Consider the following 16,472-nt stretch of genomic DNA (forward strand, 5'->3'; position numbering starts at 1 on the left):
GCACGCCACGTACGCGGCGTCAGCGTACGGACACGTTCGGTGGACAGTACGTCGGGGGTTCCGTCACCCTGGGTGAGTCGAGCGCGGGGGCCTCGCACGTACGCAATAGGAGGTGGCCGCGTATGACGACTGACGACGCCTGTGCGGGAGGAGACGGCGACTGGGAGCGGGAACCCGACCCCTCGGACAGTCTGCGGACGTTCGGCGCCGTCGTCCAGGCCCTGCGCGAACACGCGGGGCTCAGCCGGGCGCAGTTCGGGGAGCTGGTCCGGTTCTCGAAGCACACCGTGGAGTCGGTGGAGCTGGGACGGCGCATGCCGGACGAGTCGCTCGTGGAACGGGCGGAGGAGGTCCTGGGCAACACGGGCGCGCTACGGAAGGCCGCCCGGCATCTGTCGCGCGGCGAGCCGGGGCTCGCGGCGTGGTTCCGGCGGTGGGCGCGGCTGGAGCGGGTCGCGGTGAGCCTGTGCACGTATGAGTGTCGGCTGGTGCCGGGGTTGTTGCAGTCGGAGGACTACGCGCGGGCGGTGTTCGAGGGCACGATCCCTCTGCTGACGGATGAGCAGTTGGAGGCCCAGCTTGTAGCGCGGACCGAGCGGCAGAAGATGCTGCACGAGCGGCCGCACGTCCCGTTCAGCTTCATCGTGGACGAGGCCGTCTTCCGGAGGAGGTTCGGTGATCGAGAGCAGCGGCGGCGCTTGTTCGACCACGTGCTGGAGCGCAGCGCACTGCGCAATGTGAAGCTGCAAGTGGTGCCGCTGGAAGCTGAGTTGCACGCGTGCCTGGACGGACCTGTTCGGCTGCTGGAAACACCGGAAGGGCGGCGCTACGCCTACTCGGAGGGTCAGCAGAACGGACGGCTGATTGCCGACTCGAAAGAGGTGCGCCTCCTCAACCAGCGCTATGACACACTGCGCTCGCAGGCCCTGACACCCCAAGACTCCCGTGGCCTGCTGGAGCGACTGCGAGGAGACCTATGAGTAGGGCGGAACTCACCTGGTTCAAGTCCAGCTACAGCGGCAGTCAGGGAGACGACTGCGTGGAGGTCGCCATCACCGAGGAGGCCGTCCACGTACGGGACTCCAAGGACACGGCACGCCCCGGTCTCGCCGTCAGCCGTGACGGCTGGGCGCGGTTCGTCCGGTACGCCGCACACGGCTGAGCCGGTGGCGCGCCCGCTAACTCATCGCGGGCGCGACCGACGTCACCGGGTCATCAGGAACTCCCCGCCGCCGCGAACGGGACCTGGGTGGTGGGCTGTTCGGCGGTGGCGGGGGAGTGGAAGGGGTGGGACCACAGGCCCTGGCGGCGCAGCACGGGCAGGACGCCCTCGCCGAACCAGTACGCCTCCTCCAGGTGCGGATAGCCGGACAGGATGAACTCGTCGATGCCGAGGCGGTGGTATTCGGCGATCCGCTCGGCGACCTCCGCGTGGCTGCCCACCAGGGCCGTGCCCGCGCCGCCGCGGACCAGGCCCACACCGGCCCAGAGATTGGGGTAAATCTCGAGGTTGTCCAGGCTGCCGCCGTGCAGGGCGAGCATGCGCTGCTGGCCCTCGGACTCGCTGCGGCCGAGCCCGGTCTGGATGGAGCGCACGGTCTCCGGGTCGAAGCCGTCGAGCAGTCGGCGGGCCTCGGCCCATGCCTGCTCGGCGGTGTCGCGGGTGATGACGTGCAGCCGGATGCCGAAGCGGATCGTCCGGCCCTGTTCGGCGGCGAGGGAGCGGATCCAGGCGATCTTCCGGGCGACCTCGGCGGGGGGTTCGCCCCAGGTGAGGTAGACGTCGGAATGGCGGGCGGCGACCTGCCCCGCGGCGGGGGAGGAGCCGCCGAAGTACACCTGCGGGAGCGGGTCGGGGAGCCGGGCCAGCTTGGCGCCCTCGACGTGGAGGTGTTCGCCGGTGGCATCGACGGTCTTGCCGTCCCACAGGTCGCGGACGATGCCCAGGAACTCGCCGGTGCGGGCGTAGCGGGCGTCCTTGTCGAGGAAGTCGCCGTAGGCGCGCTGCTCATGGCTCTCGCCGCCGGTGACCACGTTGAGCATCAGCCTGCCGCCGGTCTGCCGCTGGTACGTGGAGGCCATCTGGGCGGCGAAGGTGGGCGAGAGAAAACCGGGCCGGAAGGCCACCAGGAACTTCAGCCGTTCGGTGTGCTGGCTGACCATCGCGGTGGTCAGCCAGGCGTCCTCGCACCAGGCGCCGGTCGGAGTGAGAGCGCCTTCGAAGCCGAGGTGTTCGGCGGCGCGGGCGATCTGGGTGAGATAGCCGACGGACGGCGGGCGGTCCCCTCCGGCCGAGGTGACGGGGGTGCCATGGCCACCGCCGACGACATGGCGGCTGTCGCCGTTGGTGGGCAGGAACCAGTGGAAGGTGAGGGACATGGTGCGGCTCCGTTCAGGGGTGAGCGGGGTTGGGGCGGGGGCTACAGGAGGCCGTGGCGGGGTGGTTTCGTGCCGTTCAGCACATAGCGGCCGATGTGCTGGACCTTCCAGCGGGCCGGGTCGTGCAGGGTGTGCGTACGGGCGTCCCGCCAGTGGCGGTGCAGGCCCAGGGCGTCCAGGGCCGAGCGGGTGCCGGAGACCTCGAACAGCGAACTGCCCGTCTCCACCGCCGCGTCGGCCGCCGCCACCTTCGCCGCGGCCACCGCGATCGACGCCTCGGCGGCGGTGTCCTCGTCGAGGTGGCCACGGGCGGTGTCCACGGCCCGGGCGGCGGCGGACAGCAGGGCCTCGGCGCCCCGGACCTGGAGGGCCAGCTCGCCGAAGCGCTGGATGAGCAGCGGATCCTCGGCGGCGGTCTCGAAGCCGCTCTCGAACCAGGGGCGGCTCTTGGTGCGGACGAAGGTCACCGCCTCCGCCAGCGCCCCCGAGGCGATCCCCGCGTCGATGGCCGCGTGCAGCAACTGCGCACTGGCGCCGTGCAGTTGGGGACCGCGGAAGGTGAGATGGTGCGGTACGACCCGGTCCGCCGGGACGGGCACGGCATCCAGCCGCACGGTGCCGCTCGCGGTCGTCCGCTGGCCCATGCCGTCCCAGTCGTCCACGACGGTCAGACCGGGCGCGTCCCGCGGCACATACGCCACCTGCAGGTCGTCGTCCTCCGCCCGGGCCAGCACCGGGATCCAGTCGGCGAACAGCGCGCCGGTGGAGTAGTGCTTGACACCGGTCAGGGTGTACGAGCCGTCGGCCGCCGGGGCGAGGCGGGTGCGGATGTCCTGGAGGTGCCGGGTGCCCGCCTCCGACTGGGCGTTGCCGAACCGCTTCCCCGCCAGCACCTCGCCGAAGAAGAACGCCTGCTGCGCCTGCGTGCCCTGACGGCGCAGCACATTGATGTACGCGAAGTGGCTCTGCGGGATCTGGGCGAGGCTGGCGTCGGCGGCGGCGAGCAGCCGGAACACCTCGGCGAGGGTCACGGCGGACACATCCGCGCCGCCGTGCTCCGCCGGGACGGTGATCGCCGGCAGCCCGGACGCGGACAGCCGGTCCAGTTCGGCACGCGGCAGTCTGCGCCGTGCGTCGCGCTCGGCGGCGCCCGTACGGAACTCCTCGGCCAGCGCGGCGGCCACCTTCAGCGCCTCGGTGTCATCGGCGATGACATGGGCGGGCTCGGGCAGGGACGACACGGTCAGCTCGCCGCGGCCAGTACGGTGGTGTGGCCGAGCGCCGCCGAGAACTGGTCGACGACCTGCTCCAGCGCTTCGGCGGCCCCCGCCGCCACGCTCACCCCGCCGTCCGGCTCCACCGTGATGTCCTTGTCCAGGGTGAACCAGCCCTGGACGATATGGGCCGCGCCCATGGAGGAGAGCACCGGCCGCAGCGCGTAGTCGATGGCCAGCACATGGGCGGTGGTGCCACCGGTGGCCAGCGGCAGCACGGTCTTGCCCGCGAGCGCGTACTGCGGCAGCAGATCCAGCAGGGACTTCAGCAGCCCGGAGTAGGCGGCCTTGTAGACCGGTGTTCCCACGACGAGCCCGTCCGCCTGCTCGACCAGCGCCTTGGCCCGGACGATGGCCGGATGCGAGAAGTCCGCGCCGAGCAGCGCGGCGGCGGGGAGGGTGCGGACGTCGAGCGGCACCGCCTGATGGCCCTGGGCGGTCAGCCGGGCGTCCAGATGGCGCAGCAGCCGGGCGGTGCGGGAGGTGGCGGAGGGAGAGCCGGAGAGGGACAGGACGGTGGCCATGAGCAATCCTTCGTGATGCGGTCGAGGCGGTGGGATCGGGAGCCGGTGGGAACGGCGGCGGGAACGCCGGCGGGAACGCCGGCGGCGTCAGGAAAGCGCGGGCACGGGCTCCGGCAGCTCCGCCTCCAGCTCGCGGACCAGCGGCAGCACCCGCTTGCCGAAGTACTCGACCTCCTCCAGGTAGTGCAGGAAGCCCAGGAGGAAGAGATCGACGCCGAGCCGCTTGTAGGCCACGATGCGCTCGGCGATCTGCTCGGGGGTGCCGATCAGCCCCGTACGGAAGCCGTCGTTGTACTGGACCAGGTCCTCGAAGGAGGAGTCCTGCCACATGCCCTTGCCGTCGGCGGTGGACCGGCCCGCCTGCTGGACGGCGCCGCGGAAGCCGTCCACGGCCTCGGTGTCGGCCTTGGCGACGATCTCGCGCAGGGTCTCGCGGGCCTCGGCCTCGGTGTCGCGGGCGATGAGGAAGGCGTTGAGGGCGAAGCCGGGCGCCGGGCGGCCGACGGTGGCCGCGGCGGCGCGGACGTCCCCGATCTGCTCGGTGACGCCGTCGAAGTCCTTGCCGTTGCTGAAGTACCAGTCGGAGACCCGGCCCGCCATGGCGCGGGCGGCGGTGGAGTTGCCGCCCTGGAAGATCTCCGGATGCGGGCGCCCGGGGCTGCTCAGCGGCTTGGGCTTGAGGGAGAAGTCCCGGATCCGGTAGAAGTCCCCGGCCAGTTCGGCGTGGTCCTTGGTCCAGATCGCGCGCAGCGCCCGGATGAACTCCTCGGAGCGGCGGTAGCGCTCGTCGTGCTTCAGCCAGGGCTCGCCCAGCGCGGTGAACTCGCCCTTGAACCAGCCGCTGACGACGTTCACCGCGAACCGCCCATCGGAGAGCTGATCGGCGGTGGCGCCCAGCTTGGCCAGGACGCCGGGGTGCCACAGCCCGGGGTGGACGGCGGCGATGACCTTCAGCCGCTGCGTGGCCAGCAGCAGTGCGAGGCTGAAACTGGTCGACTCGTGCTGGTACTCGGCGCCGTAGCTGGCCATGTAGCGGACCTGGCTGAGGGCGTAGTCGAAGCCGTTGTTCTCGGCGAGCACGGCCAGGTCGCGGTTGTAGTCGTAGCCCCAGTCGGTGCGCTGCTCGATGGTGCTGGTGACCAGTCCGCCGCTGACATTGGGCACCCAATAGGCGAAACGGAGGGGTTCTGCGGGCATGGGGAACTCCCGGTGGAGCGAATACGGGCAGGGCGAATCGGCGCCCCGGCGTCGAGCGGAATTCATCCGGGGCGGGGCGCGGAAAGACCGGGCAGCGCGAATGGGCGCAAAGGCGGGGCAGCGCGGCCGCATTTTCTCGGTGGCGGCGGCTAAAAGCCTTTCCCGATCATGGGAGGCGGCGGGGAGCGAAGCGGAGGCGATCCCTCAGGGCTCGCTCGGACCCGGCGTCAGGTCAAGCCGGACAGCAACAGGACGCGCTGGAGACACGCGCGAGGTCGACGTGGCGTCGCCGCGTGAGGTCCTGTCGCTTCATGTCACCGATCCAACCAGGGAGAAGTCCTGCCGGTCAAGAAGGCCCGGGCTCCATTCCATATCCCGGACGCATGGGCCGGGCCGCGGAATTCCGCGGCGCCCGCTTCGAGATTACCCGGGACGCGGGCCGGGGAGTGAGTCGGTATTCATGAGACCGTGATAGGGATCCCCTTGAAGCGGGCGCCCCGGGCGGGCATGGTGCGCCGTGTGCGAATTGAACAGCTCGAATACATCGCCGCGGTCACCCGCCTCGGCTCACTCCGCCGCGCCGCCGAGGAACTGCACCTGTCCCAGCCGGCGCTCAGCGAGACCGTACGCAATCTCGAACGCGAACTCGGCGTGGATCTGCTGGAGCGCAAGCGCTCCGGCGCCACGATCAGCGCGGAGGGACGGGAGTTGCTGCCGCATATCGCCACCGTCATCGAGGCCGTCGACCGGCTGCGCGACGCCGCCGGTGACCAGCACCGGGTCAGCCGGATGATCCGGCTGGGCACGGTCAACACCGCGACGGTCCCGCTGCTGATCCCGGCCGTCCGGGAGTTCCGCGCGACCCACCCGGTGACCCAGGTCGAGGTGGTGGGCGCGCAGCAGACCGAGATCCACCGGGCGCTGCTGGAGGGCAGCGTCGATCTGGGCCTGGTCAACTACCTCGGGGGGGACGACGTCCCGCCCGACCTCGAGACCACCGAGCTGCTGCGCGGCCGCCCGGTGGTCTGTCTGCGTCCCGACAGCCCGCTGGCCGCCCGTCCGGTGGTGAGCGCGGCGGATCTGCTGGACGGGCGCGAACCGCTGATCGTGATGCGTTCCGGCTATCTCATGCACCGCTTCATCCACCGGCTGCTGGCCGGGCGCACCCCGTCCTTCTCGTACTCCACCGACGGCGCCGAAATGGGCAAGCTGATGGTGGCCGAGGGGCTGGGCGTCACCGTGCTCCCCGACTTCAGCGTCATCGGTGACCCTCTGGAGCGCGGTGGCGCGATCACCCACCGGCCGCTCGCGGACGGCGAGGCCACCGAGGTGCTGCTGGTGATCCAGCGCCGCCGCTCGGGCTCCGTCCCGCGCGCCGTACGCGATCTGCACCAGCTCTTCGTACGGCGCGCGGGGACGCCTACAGCTCCCTGAGCGCGGGCAGCAGCCGCTCCTCGGCCCAGTCCAGGAACGGCCGCTGATGGTCACCGCCGATCTGGACGAGGGCGACGTCCGTGAAACCCGCGTCGACGAAGGGCCGGATCAGCTCCGTGAACTCCCCGACGTCATCGCCGCACGGAATGGAGGCGGCCACGTCCTCGGGCCGGACGAACTGGGTGGCGCCCGCGAAGGAGGCGGGCCCCGGCAGCTCCGAGTTGACCTTCCAGCCGCTCCCGAACCAGCGGAACTGGTCATGGGCGCGCGCGATCGCCGCGTCCCGGTCGGGGTCGTAACAGACCGGGATCTGGCCGATCCGGGGCTTTCCGCCACCGCCGTTGCGCTCGAAGTCCCCCACCAGCTCGGACTTGGGCTCCACGGCGATCAGGATGTCGGCCAGCCGCCCGGCCAGCCGGCAGGACTGCGGCCCGGAGACGGCCACGCCGATGGGCGGCGGCTGGTCCGGCAGATCCCACAGCTTCGCCGAGTCGACGTCGTAGTGGGTGCCGTGGTGGGTGACATAGCCGCCGCCGAACAGCGCCCGGATGATCTCGATCGCCTCTTCCAGCATCTCGTGGCGCACATCGGCCGACGGCCAGCCCTGTCCGATCACATGCTCGTTCAGGTTCTCGCCGGACCCGAGCCCCAGCCGGAACCGCCCCTCGGACAGCAACTGGAGCGTCGCCGCCTTCTGCGCGACCACCGCCGGGTGATAGCGCACGGTGGGGCAGGTGACATACGTCGTCAGCGGGATCGAGGAGGTGGCCTGCGCCGCGGCACCCAGCACGCTCCAGGCGTACGGGGCGTGCCCCTGGGAGTCCAGCCACGGGAAGTAGTGGTCGGAGGTCACCGAGAAGTCGAACCCGACCTGCTCGGCCCGGACCACGTCGTCGACGAGCTGACGTGGTCCGGCCTGCTCGGTCATCATCGTGTATCCCCATCGAACCATGGCTCCCGAGTACCGCTCCGGCCGGCGTCCAAACGAGACGAATGGCTGGTCACCGTGGGTCGCGGCGGCTCACGTGCGGTAGACGCGGGACGCGGTCACGGCGCGGCCGTGGTCATGCCTGGAGCTTGGCGGAGATGAGCGGGGCCAGGCGGTCGGTGATGGTGCGGTGGCCCTTGTCGTTGGGGTGGACCGAGTCCGAGAGGTCGTCGGAGGCGAGCCAGCCGGTGGTGTCGACGGAGGACGACTTCGCGTCGCCGAAGGCGGTGACGGCGGCCTTGGTCTCGGTGCCGAAGCGTCCGCTGAAGGTGCGCAGGGCGAAGATCCAGGCGTTCGGGTAGGCGGTGCGGACCTTACGGAGCAGGCTGGTGTACGACGCCTGGAACTGCGCCGAGCTCACCCCGCGCCCCACGTCGTTGGTGCCGAGGTTGATGACGACGGCATTCGCCTGGTAGCGGGAGAAGTCCCAGTCGGGCGTGGCGGCGTTCGGGTTGAGCTTGGTGAACTGCTGCTCCAGGCTCATCCGGTCGTCGGCGGTGTCGACGAGGGCGGCGCCGCCCTGGGCGATCTGGGTGTGGTCGGCGCCGAGCCGTTCGCCGATGAGCCAGCCGTAGGCGGTGCGGGCGTTCTGCGAGGTGGTGGTGCCGACGGTGATGGAGTCGCCGACGAATTCGATCAGCTTCTTCGGGGCGGGCGGGGTGAAGGTGGTGGCGCCGCTGTCGAGGGTCAGGCCCTGGAAGACCGCGTCACCGTGATAACTGCCCGCGATCACCTGGTAGTTGACCTGAAGGGTGTGGTTTCCGGCGGCGAGCGGGGTGGGGGTGAGGTTCACCGTGCCCTTGGCCTCGTCGTAGAAGGTGGCCGGGCCGCCGTCGATGCTGGCCCACAGGTCGATCGCACCCCGCTGCTCGAGCTTGACCGTGCGGCCGGTGAAGCCGGTGCGGAAGTAGGCGCCCGCCCAGTAAGGGGTGTAGGCGGTGGTGGAGGTCTTGGTGTCCCAGCGGCCGCTGAATGTGATGTGGGGGTCGCCCGGCCGGCCGGGTGCGGCGGCCTTCACACCGGCCGTGCCCAGTTTGGCGCTGATGGCCGGGGCCAGGCGGTTCGCGAACTTGGTGTGGCCCGCCTCGTTGGGGTGGCCGTTGCCGTCCTCGTAGTCCGTGCCGTCGGTGAGCCAGCCGCTGGTGTCGACGTAGTACACCTTCGCGTCCCCCGCGCCGTTGCGCGCGCTCACGGCCGCCCTGGTCTCCGTCAGGTAGCGCTTCTTGAGGGTCTGGACGGCGAAGAGCGCCGCGTTCGGGTACTTCGCGCGGATATCGCGCAGGAGGGCGGTGTACGCCGACTGGAACTCGGCGCCGGTGACGCCGTGCCCGATGTCGTTGGTGCCGAGGTTGATGACCACCGCGTTCGCCTGGTAGCGGGAGAAGTCCCAGTTCTGATCGCCGGTGGAGGCCGTCTTGAAGAACTGGGCGGCGAGGCCCACACAGCCGTCCTTGCCGACCAGGCAGTACCCCGAGCGGGCGATCTGGGTGTGCCGCATGCCGAGCTGTTCGCCGGTCTTCCAGCCGTACGAATCCAGCGCGAGCCGGTCGGTGAGGGCGCCCGCGGTGATGGAGTCGCCCACGAACTCGATGAGCCCGGACGGGACGCGGGGAGCCACCGTGCCCGCGCCCGAGTCGAGGACCAGGCCCTGGAAGACGGTGTCACCGGAGCGGTAGGAGACGCGGAGGGTGTGGTTGCCCTGGGGGAGTGGCGTCGGGGTGAGGTTGACGGTGCCCCTGACGCCCGCGTAGAAGACATCGGCGCCGCCGTCGACGCTGGCGTAGAAGTTCACCGCATCCCGGGCCTTGATCTTCACGGTGGTGCCGGTGAATGCCGTCTGGAGGTAGCCGCCGGTCCAGTTGGGGACGGCGGCGGTGGTGGAGCCGAGGTCCCAGCGGCCGGTGTAGGCGATGTTGGGGTCGGTCACCGAGCCGTTCCCCGGGGCCGCTGCCCGTGCGGTGGCGCCGATGCTCAGCCCCACCGCACAAAGCGACGCGGTCATGACAAGCAGGAGGAGTCTGCGTAAGACGTGCGGGATCGATGGCATGGGGGTCCTCTCGGGGGAGGGTGCGGGGGTCTGGGAGCGCTCCCAGGCTTGGGTCGCCTCACGATGGAAGCGATGAATCGGTTCAACGTCAAGGTGTGCGGCCACGGTTACGATGTGCGCCATGGCGGAAACCGGTGGGGTGCGCGAGGTGAAGTCCGCGGGCCGCACCGTGGAACTGCTGGAGCTGCTCGCCGCGCGCGGCGAGCAGCCCGCCCGGCTCCGCGAGCTCGCCGAGGAGCTGAGGGTGCCGCGCAGCAGTATGTACGCCCTGCTCAAGACCCTGATCGACCGCGGCTGGGTGCGCACCGACGTCACCGGCTCGCTGTACGGGATCGGCATCCGCGCACTGCTCACCGGCACCAGCTATCTGGACAGCGATCCACGGGTGCGGGCGGCGCGGCCGTATCTGGACGAGGCGTCCGACGCGCTGGGCGAGACCATTCACCTCGCCCGGCTGGACGGCGGCGATGTCGTCTACCTCGCCACCCGTGAGTCGCATGAGTACCTCCGCCCGTTCAGCCGTGTCGGGCGGCGGCTCCCGGCCCATGTGGGGGCGCTGGGGAAGGCGCTGCTCGCCGAGCGGATCGACGGCGAACTCCCGCTGACGGGTGAGGAGTTGGCGCCGATGACGCCCAACACCCACCGCACCCGCGTCGCGCTCGTCGCCGATCTGGCGCGGGTGCGGGAGCGGGGCCACGCGGTCGACCGGGAGGAGGGGGTCGTGGGCATCGTGGGCTTCGGTTTCGCCCTGCGGTACGACGTCCCGGCGGTGGACGCGATCAGCTGCTCCGTGCCGACGGCCCGGCTGGCGGAGGGGCGGGAGGAGCGGATCGTCGGGGTGATGCGGGAGATCCGGGCGAAGATCGAGGCGGTCGTGCCGAGGGGGGCGGGCACGGGCCCGCAGTGGCGCCCGTAGCGGGGACCGCGTCACCGGGGAGCGGAACTCCCTCAGGGCCGGCCCTGCTTGATCATGTCCGCGCACTTCTCGCCGATCATCATCGTCGTGATGCACGGATTGACCGCGATGAGATACGGCATCGCCGAGCCGTCCGCGACCCGCAGCCCCGTCACGCCCTTGACCCTCAGCAGCGGATCGAGCGGGGCGTCCGGGTCGTCGGGCGCGCCCATCCGTACGGTGCAGGCCGGGTGGTAGACGGTGTTGTGGGTCTCCCGGATGTAGGCGGCCAGCTCGTTGCTGCTGTGCACATCGGGCCCGGGGGCCAGTTCGGCGCCGGCCCACATGGCCAGCGCGGGCCGGGCGGCGATCTTGCGGGCGAGCAGCAGACCGTGGGTCATGATGTCGATGTCGTAGGCGTCGGTGAAGTAGCGGGGGTCTACGCGCGCCTTGTCGCGAAAGTCGCGGGTGGCCAGCCGTACGGTGCCGCGGGAGCGGGCGCGGGTGACGTTCGGGGTGAGGGAGAAGGCGTTCTCCGAGGTGGGGTAGCCGCGGCGGTAGGTGTTCAGGTCGAAGGGCATCGCGCCGTAGTGGAACATCAGATCCGGGCGGTCCAGGTCGGGCTCGGTGGCGGTGAAGATGCCGATCTCCCACCACTGGGTGGAGGTGTTGATCATGGGCTGCTCGGCGTTCCACATGATGACGCCCTCGGGGTGGTCCTGGAGGTTGCCACCGACCCCGGGGGAGTCCACGAGCACCTCCACCCCCGTCTCCCGCAGATGTCCGGCGGGGCCGATACCGGAGAGCATCAGCAGCTTCGGGGTGTCGATGGCGCCGCAGGAGACGATGACCTCGCGCCGGGCGTGCACCCTCAGGGTGCGGATGAGATCGGGGGAGAGGTAGTCGACACCGGTACAGCGCAGATTCTCGTCCAGGACCAGCCGTTTGGCCTGCAGTCCGGTGCGCACCTCCAGATTGGGCCGGGAATCCATGACGGGGTGGAGATAGGCGACCGAGGCGGAGCAGCGGGTGCCGTCCTCGCGGGCGTTGATCTGGAACCAGTTGGCGCCGCGCACCACCGTCGTCCCGGTGTTGAACGGGGCGATCGGGATGCCCACCTCCTCGCAGGCCGCCAGCACCGCCCGGCCGCACGGGTCCTCGGGCGGCACGGTGCGGATCCGGACCGGGCCGCCGCGGCCGTGGTGGTCGCCGGGCGCGTCGTTGTCCTCCAGGCGCTGGTAGAGCGGGAAGCAGTCGGCGGCCGACCAGCCGTCCAGGCCCATGGCGGCCCATGCGTCGAGGTCCTCGGCGGGGGCCCAGAAGGCGATGCAGGAGTTGTGCGAGGAGCAGCCGCCGAGCACCTTGGCGCGGGCGTGGCGCAGAAAGCTGTTGCCCTTCTCCTGACGTTCGATCGGGTAGTCCCAGTCGTAGCCGGACTCCAGCAGCCACATCCAGCGGTTCAGCCGCAGGATGTTGTCGTCCCCGAGGTCGGACGGGCCCGCCTCCAGCAGGCAGACGCTCACCGAGGGGTCCTCGGACAGCCGCGAGGCGACCACCGATCCGGCCGTACCGCCGCCGACCACCACGTAGTCGAACTGGTCCACGGGCCTCTCCTCACGGGGTGGTGGCGGCCGCGTGTTCGGCGAGCACACCCGTACGGGTCCGCTGGACGAACCAGTAGTAGGTGAAGCCGCCCAGCGCGACCGCGCCGACGAACAGGACCGCCCCCCAGCGCAGATACCAGTGGTGCGGTCCGGTGGCGTTGTAGACCTCAGCCCGGGGCCAGGCGAGGTTGACGGTCATCGCGGTGCCCCACAGCACGGCCAGCACATTGACCGGCAGCCCCAGCCGCCCCAGCGAGAAGCGGTCCTCGGCCGGGCGCCATTGGCCCCTCAGCCGCCGTACCAGCATGGGCAGGGTGACCATCAGATACGCGACGTAGATCATGATGATCGCGATGCTGGTGACCACGGAGAAGATCTGCGGCTGGTTGATGTTGAGGACCAGGATCGCGATGGCCACCAGCCCGATCAGGACCGCCGGCAGCACCGGCGTCTGGAACCGCGGATGGACCCGGGCCAGCCGGGAGCCACCGGGCAGGTTGTTGTCCCGGGCCATGGCGAACATCAGCCGGATGGCGGCGGTGTGCACGGCCAGCGCGCATACGGTGATCGCGACGACCACGCACCACAGCACCATCAGGCCCACGCCGTGGCCGAGCGCGGAGAGCACCACGAACTGCAGACCGTCCACCGCCAGCCGTTTGTCGTGCAGATTCGGCACCGCCATGAGCGCGAAGAGCAGGATGAGCCCGCCGAGGGCGAACGACGCCACCAGCGCCCGCAGGATGGCGCGCGGCGCGTTACGGCCCGGGTCCACGGACTCCTCGCCCAGTGAGGACGCCGTGTCGAAGCCGTACATCACATACGCCGAGGCGAGCGAGGCGGTGAGGAACGCGCCGAGATAGCCCAGCGGTTCCCCGTGGCCACGGCCGAAGGTGTCCAGCACCACGGACGGGCCGCGGGCGAGGTGCGCGGCCAGCAGCAGGATCAGCACGACCGTGGCGATCAGCTCGATGGCCACGCCCGCGGAGTTGATACGGGCCATCAGCTTCACCCCGAAGCCGTTGATCACCATGGTGAACAGGATCAGCACACTGCCGAGCAGCACCGCGTTGGCCGCGCGCTCGGTCCCGGTGGAGCCGTCGCCGATGAACTGGAACAACGAGGAGATCTGCGGCAGCGTCACCTGGTACGCGAGCGCCACGGCCGCCAGCGACACCATCGAGGCCGTCATCATCATCCAGCCGCCCAGCCAGCCCACATGCGGGCCGCCCAGCAGCTTGGACCAGTTGTAGACCGAACCGGCCACCGGATAGCGGCCGGCCAGCTCGGCGAAGCTCAGCGCCACCATCAACTGCCCGCTGAACACCATCGGCCATGACCACCAGTACGCCGGGCCGCCGTGCGCGACACCGAAGTAGAAGAGCTGGAAGGTGCCGGTGAGGATGGAGATGTAGCTGATCCCGGCGGCGAAGGTGTGGAAGTTGCCCAGGGTGCGCTTGAGTTCCGGGCGGTAGCCGAGTTCGGCGAGCGAGTCGTCGTCATGCGAACCGTCCGGCCGGGGCTTCGGCGGCGGTCCTGCCGACCCGCTCGCCGTCATTCGAACCACCGCTGCGGACGGGGCGCGGTGTTGCGCCAGATGTGCTTGAGCTCCTGGTACTCGTGCAGCCCCGACGGGCCCAGCTCCCGGCCGATACCGGACTGCTTCATCCCGCCCCACTCGGCCTGCGGGACATACGGATGGAAGTCGTTGATCCATACGGTCCCGGCCCGCAGCCGGGACGCCACCCGCTGCGCCTTCTCCGCGTCCTGCGTCCACACCCCGCCCGCCAGGCCGTACACCGTGTCATTGGCGAGTGCCACCGCCTCGTCCTCGTCCCGGAACCGCTCCACGGTGAGCACCGGGCCGAAGGACTCCTCCTGCACCACGGACATGTCCGGGGTGCAGTCGTCCAGGACGGTCGGCAGGTAGTAGTAGCCCTTCTCCAGGTCCGGATCGTCGGGCGGGGTCCCGCCGCAGCGCAGCACCGCGCCCTCGTCGATCCCCGCCGCCACATAGTCGGCGATCTTCTGGCGGTGCTCGGCGGAGATCAGCGGCCCGGTGCGGGCGTGCTCGTCGAACGGCCCGCCCAGTCGGATGTTCCGGGCGCGATGGACGATCTCGTCGACGAACGCGTCATGGAGCTGCTCCTGGACCAGCAGCCGGGCGCCGGCCGAGCAGACCTGCCCGGAGTGCAGGAACACCGCGGTGAGCGCGTAGTCGACCGCGGTGTCGAAATCGCAGTCGGTGAAGACGATATTGGGGTTCTTGCCGCCCAGCTCCAGGGCCAGCTTCTTCACCGTGGGCGCGACGGCCGACATGATCCAGCGTCCGGTGACCACCCCGCCGGTGAAGGACACCATGTCCACCCGTTCGTCGGTGACCAGCGGCGCGCCCGCGGTGGCCCCCGAACCCAGGATCAGATTGGCGGCACCACCGGGCAGCCCGGCCTCCGTCAGCAGCCGCATCAGATGGATCGAGGTGTGCGGGGTCAGCTCGCTGGGCTTGAGGACGAAGGTGTTACCGGCGGCCAGCGCGGGCGCCACCTTCCAGGCCGTCTGCAGCAGTGGGTAATTCCATGGCGTGATCAGCACACAGACCCCGACCGGTTCGTGCACCACCCTGCTGTCGATCTCCGCGCTGCCCACCTCCACCACGCGGCCGGCGCCGGCGGAGGAGGCGAGGTTGCCGAAGTAGCGGAAGCAGTTCGCGATGTCGTCGAGGTCGTACTCGCTCTCGACCATCCGTTTCCCGGTGTCCAGGGACTCGGCGCGGGCGAGCGTCGGCTTCTCGCGCTCCAGCAGATCGGCCACCCGCAGCAGCAGCCCGCCCCGGTCGGCGGGCGGGGTGCCCGGCCACGATCCGCGGTCGAAGGCGTCCCGGGCGGCGGCCACCGCGGCGGCGGCGTCGCCTGGCCCCGCCTCGTCGACCACGGCGACCAGCGAGCCGTCCGCCGGACAGCGGATCTCGCGGCTGTGTCCGTCGAGGGCGGTCGTCCAGTGGCCGCCGATGAACAGCTCCGGCATGGGCTCCTCCGGGCTCGGACGAAGTGGCCGGTCCCGAGGTGGATCCGTCGACGCACCCGGCCGGCCCACACACTGAGCGTAAGTGGCACCGGTCACGCTCGCACGGCGTGGGGGAGGTGCGGGCGCGGCTGGGATGTGCGTGGGTGCGGTGGGGACGCGAGCGGGCGCCCCGGTGGCTCCGGTGGCTCCGGTGGCTCCGGTGGGCCCGGTGGGCCCGGTGGCTCCGGTGGCCCTGGCGGGCCCGGTGGCTCCGGTGGGCCCGGTGGCCCTGGTGGCCCCGGTGGCCCCGGTGGCCCTGGCGGCTCCGGTGGGCCTGGTGGCTCCGGTGGCTCCGGTGGGCCTGGTGGCTCCGGTGGCCCTGGCGGGCCCGGTGGCTCCGGTGGCTCCGGTGGGCCTGGTGGCTCCGGTGGCTCCGGTGGGCCCGGTGGCTCCGGTGGCTCCGGTGGCCCTGGCGGGCCCGGTGGCTCCGGTGGGCCCGGTGGCTCCGGTGGCTCCGGCGGGCCCGGCGGCCCCGGTGGCTCCGGCGGCCCTGGCGGCCCTGGTGGCTCCGGTGGCCCTGGTGGCTCCGGTGAGCCCGGTGGCTCCGGTGGCTCCGGCGGGCCCGGCGGCCCTGGCGGCCCTGGCGGCCCCGGCAGGATCGGCGAGATCGGCGGGCCCGGCTGTGCGGGGCGCGCCCGGGGCCGCCGCCGGGCTGTGGGTCGCCCGAAGCCGTGTGCATCGCGGCCCGGATTGCGGCACGCGCGGGCCGGACGCGAGCGACCGCGGCCGGGCCGGGGGGCCGGGCGCGAGGGGCGGGGCGACGGGTGTGAAGCGCGCCCGGGGGTGCCCGTCCGGGAAACCATCTTCCGGCGGGACGTGTGATCGGACGTGTGAGCGGCACAATCCCTGGCATGGTCAACGCGTCCGAAGCCCACCGCGGCCCCGAAGCCCACCTTGGCCCCGAGCCCCACCGTGGTTCCGAAGCTCACCGTGGTTCCGAAGCCCACCTTGGCTCCGAAGTCCGCCGTGGCTCCGAAGCCGACCGTGGGCCCGAAGCCCATCGTGGCCCCGAGCTCCACCGTGGGCCCGAAGTCGACCGTGGCTCCGAAGCCCATCACGGTCCCGAA

Annotated in this window: 13 protein-coding genes; 4 read left to right on the forward strand and 9 right to left on the reverse strand. The window is 71.2% G+C overall.

Annotation, left to right across the window (positions count from 1 at the left end; all coding sequences use genetic code 11):
• The first annotated feature begins 122 nt into the window (after positions 1-122).
• Both STRVI_RS12445 and STRVI_RS12450 read left to right on the forward strand, forming a co-directional pair.
• Positions 123-980, forward strand: coding sequence for a helix-turn-helix domain-containing protein (locus STRVI_RS12445; protein WP_014055995.1), 858 nt, complete (start codon positions 123-125; stop codon positions 978-980).
• On the forward strand, positions 977-1,162 hold the full coding sequence (locus STRVI_RS12450; protein ID WP_014055996.1) for a DUF397 domain-containing protein: 186 nt from the start codon (positions 977-979) through the stop codon (positions 1,160-1,162). The genes STRVI_RS12445 and STRVI_RS12450 overlap by 4 nt, the downstream gene beginning before the upstream one ends.
• A gap of 53 nt (positions 1,163-1,215) precedes the next feature.
• On the opposite strand, the gene STRVI_RS12455 is transcribed toward STRVI_RS12450, so the two are convergent.
• The 4 genes from STRVI_RS12455 to sfnG all read right to left on the reverse strand — a co-directional run bounded on the left by STRVI_RS12455 (position 1,216) and on the right by sfnG (position 5,374).
• A complete protein-coding gene (locus STRVI_RS12455; RefSeq protein WP_014055997.1) occupies positions 1,216-2,379 on the reverse strand; it encodes an LLM class flavin-dependent oxidoreductase in 1,164 nt (387 codons plus the stop codon).
• 41 nt (positions 2,380-2,420) lie between these two features.
• A complete protein-coding gene (locus tag STRVI_RS12460) occupies positions 2,421-3,620 on the reverse strand; it encodes an SfnB family sulfur acquisition oxidoreductase (protein ID WP_014055998.1) in 1,200 nt (399 codons plus the stop codon).
• 2 nt (positions 3,621-3,622) lie between these two features.
• A complete protein-coding gene (gene ssuE / locus STRVI_RS12465) occupies positions 3,623-4,177 on the reverse strand; it encodes an NADPH-dependent FMN reductase (protein WP_014055999.1) in 555 nt (184 codons plus the stop codon).
• A gap of 87 nt (positions 4,178-4,264) precedes the next feature.
• Positions 4,265-5,374 (reverse strand): dimethylsulfone monooxygenase SfnG, encoded by a 1,110-nt coding sequence (sfnG, locus tag STRVI_RS12470; RefSeq protein ID WP_014056000.1) that lies wholly within the window; start codon positions 5,372-5,374, stop codon positions 4,265-4,267.
• A gap of 519 nt (positions 5,375-5,893) precedes the next feature.
• Between sfnG and STRVI_RS12475 the strand changes: the two genes are divergently transcribed.
• Positions 5,894-6,808 (forward strand): LysR family transcriptional regulator, encoded by a 915-nt coding sequence (locus tag STRVI_RS12475; protein WP_043238597.1) that lies wholly within the window; start codon positions 5,894-5,896, stop codon positions 6,806-6,808.
• On the opposite strand, the gene STRVI_RS12480 is transcribed toward STRVI_RS12475, so the two are convergent.
• Positions 6,795-7,760, reverse strand: coding sequence for an LLM class F420-dependent oxidoreductase (locus tag STRVI_RS12480; RefSeq protein WP_014056002.1), 966 nt, complete (start codon positions 7,758-7,760; stop codon positions 6,795-6,797). The genes STRVI_RS12475 and STRVI_RS12480 overlap by 14 nt on opposite strands.
• A 112-nt stretch (positions 7,761-7,872) precedes the next feature.
• Positions 7,873-9,798, reverse strand: coding sequence for a GDSL-type esterase/lipase family protein (locus STRVI_RS12485; RefSeq protein WP_251982609.1), 1,926 nt, complete (start codon positions 9,796-9,798; stop codon positions 7,873-7,875).
• 166 nt (positions 9,799-9,964) lie between these two features.
• On the opposite strand from STRVI_RS12485, the gene STRVI_RS12490 reads away from it, so the two are divergent.
• Positions 9,965-10,759: an IclR family transcriptional regulator gene (locus STRVI_RS12490; RefSeq protein ID WP_043235826.1), complete on the forward strand. Its 795-nt coding sequence runs from the start codon at positions 9,965-9,967 to the stop codon at positions 10,757-10,759.
• 32 nt (positions 10,760-10,791) lie between these two features.
• On the opposite strand, the gene STRVI_RS12495 is transcribed toward STRVI_RS12490, so the two are convergent.
• From STRVI_RS12495 to STRVI_RS12505, 3 genes are read right to left on the reverse strand one after another with little or no spacing between them, the layout of a single operon-like run.
• Positions 10,792-12,342 carry a GMC family oxidoreductase gene (locus STRVI_RS12495; RefSeq protein WP_014056005.1) on the reverse strand — a complete coding sequence of 517 codons (1,551 nt, stop codon included), beginning with the start codon at positions 12,340-12,342 and terminating at the stop codon, positions 10,792-10,794.
• Between the two features lie 10 nt (positions 12,343-12,352).
• The gene (locus STRVI_RS12500) at positions 12,353-13,900 is read right to left on the reverse strand and encodes an APC family permease (RefSeq protein ID WP_014056006.1); all 1,548 of its coding nucleotides are present in this window, start codon (positions 13,898-13,900) and stop codon (positions 12,353-12,355) included.
• A complete protein-coding gene (locus STRVI_RS12505; protein ID WP_014056007.1) occupies positions 13,897-15,366 on the reverse strand; it encodes an aldehyde dehydrogenase family protein in 1,470 nt (489 codons plus the stop codon). The genes STRVI_RS12500 and STRVI_RS12505 overlap by 4 nt, the downstream gene beginning before the upstream one ends.
• Positions 15,367-16,472: the final 1,106 nt, after the last annotated feature.

This window comes from Streptomyces violaceusniger Tu 4113 (assembly GCF_000147815.2).
Taxonomy (GTDB): Bacteria; Actinomycetota; Actinomycetes; order Streptomycetales; family Streptomycetaceae; genus Streptomyces; species Streptomyces violaceusniger_A.

What these genes read in the sequence shown, in the direction of transcription:
- STRVI_RS12445 (WP_014055995.1), top strand. Translation starts at nt 123, where the DNA reads ATGACGACTGACGACGCCTGTGCGGGAGGAGACGGCGACTGGGAGCGG.
- STRVI_RS12450 (WP_014055996.1), top strand. Translation starts at nt 977, where the DNA reads ATGAGTAGGGCGGAACTCACCTGGTTCAAGTCCAGCTACAGCGGCAGT.
- STRVI_RS12455 (WP_014055997.1), bottom strand. Translation starts at nt 2,379, where the DNA reads ATGTCCCTCACCTTCCACTGGTTCCTGCCCACCAACGGCGACAGCCGC.
- ssuE (WP_014055999.1), bottom strand. Translation starts at nt 4,177, where the DNA reads ATGGCCACCGTCCTGTCCCTCTCCGGCTCTCCCTCCGCCACCTCCCGC.
- sfnG (WP_014056000.1), bottom strand. Translation starts at nt 5,374, where the DNA reads ATGCCCGCAGAACCCCTCCGTTTCGCCTATTGGGTGCCCAATGTCAGC.
- STRVI_RS12480 (WP_014056002.1), bottom strand. Translation starts at nt 7,760, where the DNA reads ATGGTTCGATGGGGATACACGATGATGACCGAGCAGGCCGGACCACGT.
- STRVI_RS12485 (WP_251982609.1), bottom strand. Translation starts at nt 9,798, where the DNA reads ATGACCGCGTCGCTTTGTGCGGTGGGGCTGAGCATCGGCGCCACCGCA.
- STRVI_RS12490 (WP_043235826.1), top strand. Translation starts at nt 9,965, where the DNA reads ATGGCGGAAACCGGTGGGGTGCGCGAGGTGAAGTCCGCGGGCCGCACC.
- STRVI_RS12500 (WP_014056006.1), bottom strand. Translation starts at nt 13,900, where the DNA reads ATGACGGCGAGCGGGTCGGCAGGACCGCCGCCGAAGCCCCGGCCGGAC.
- STRVI_RS12505 (WP_014056007.1), bottom strand. Translation starts at nt 15,366, where the DNA reads ATGCCGGAGCTGTTCATCGGCGGCCACTGGACGACCGCCCTCGACGGA.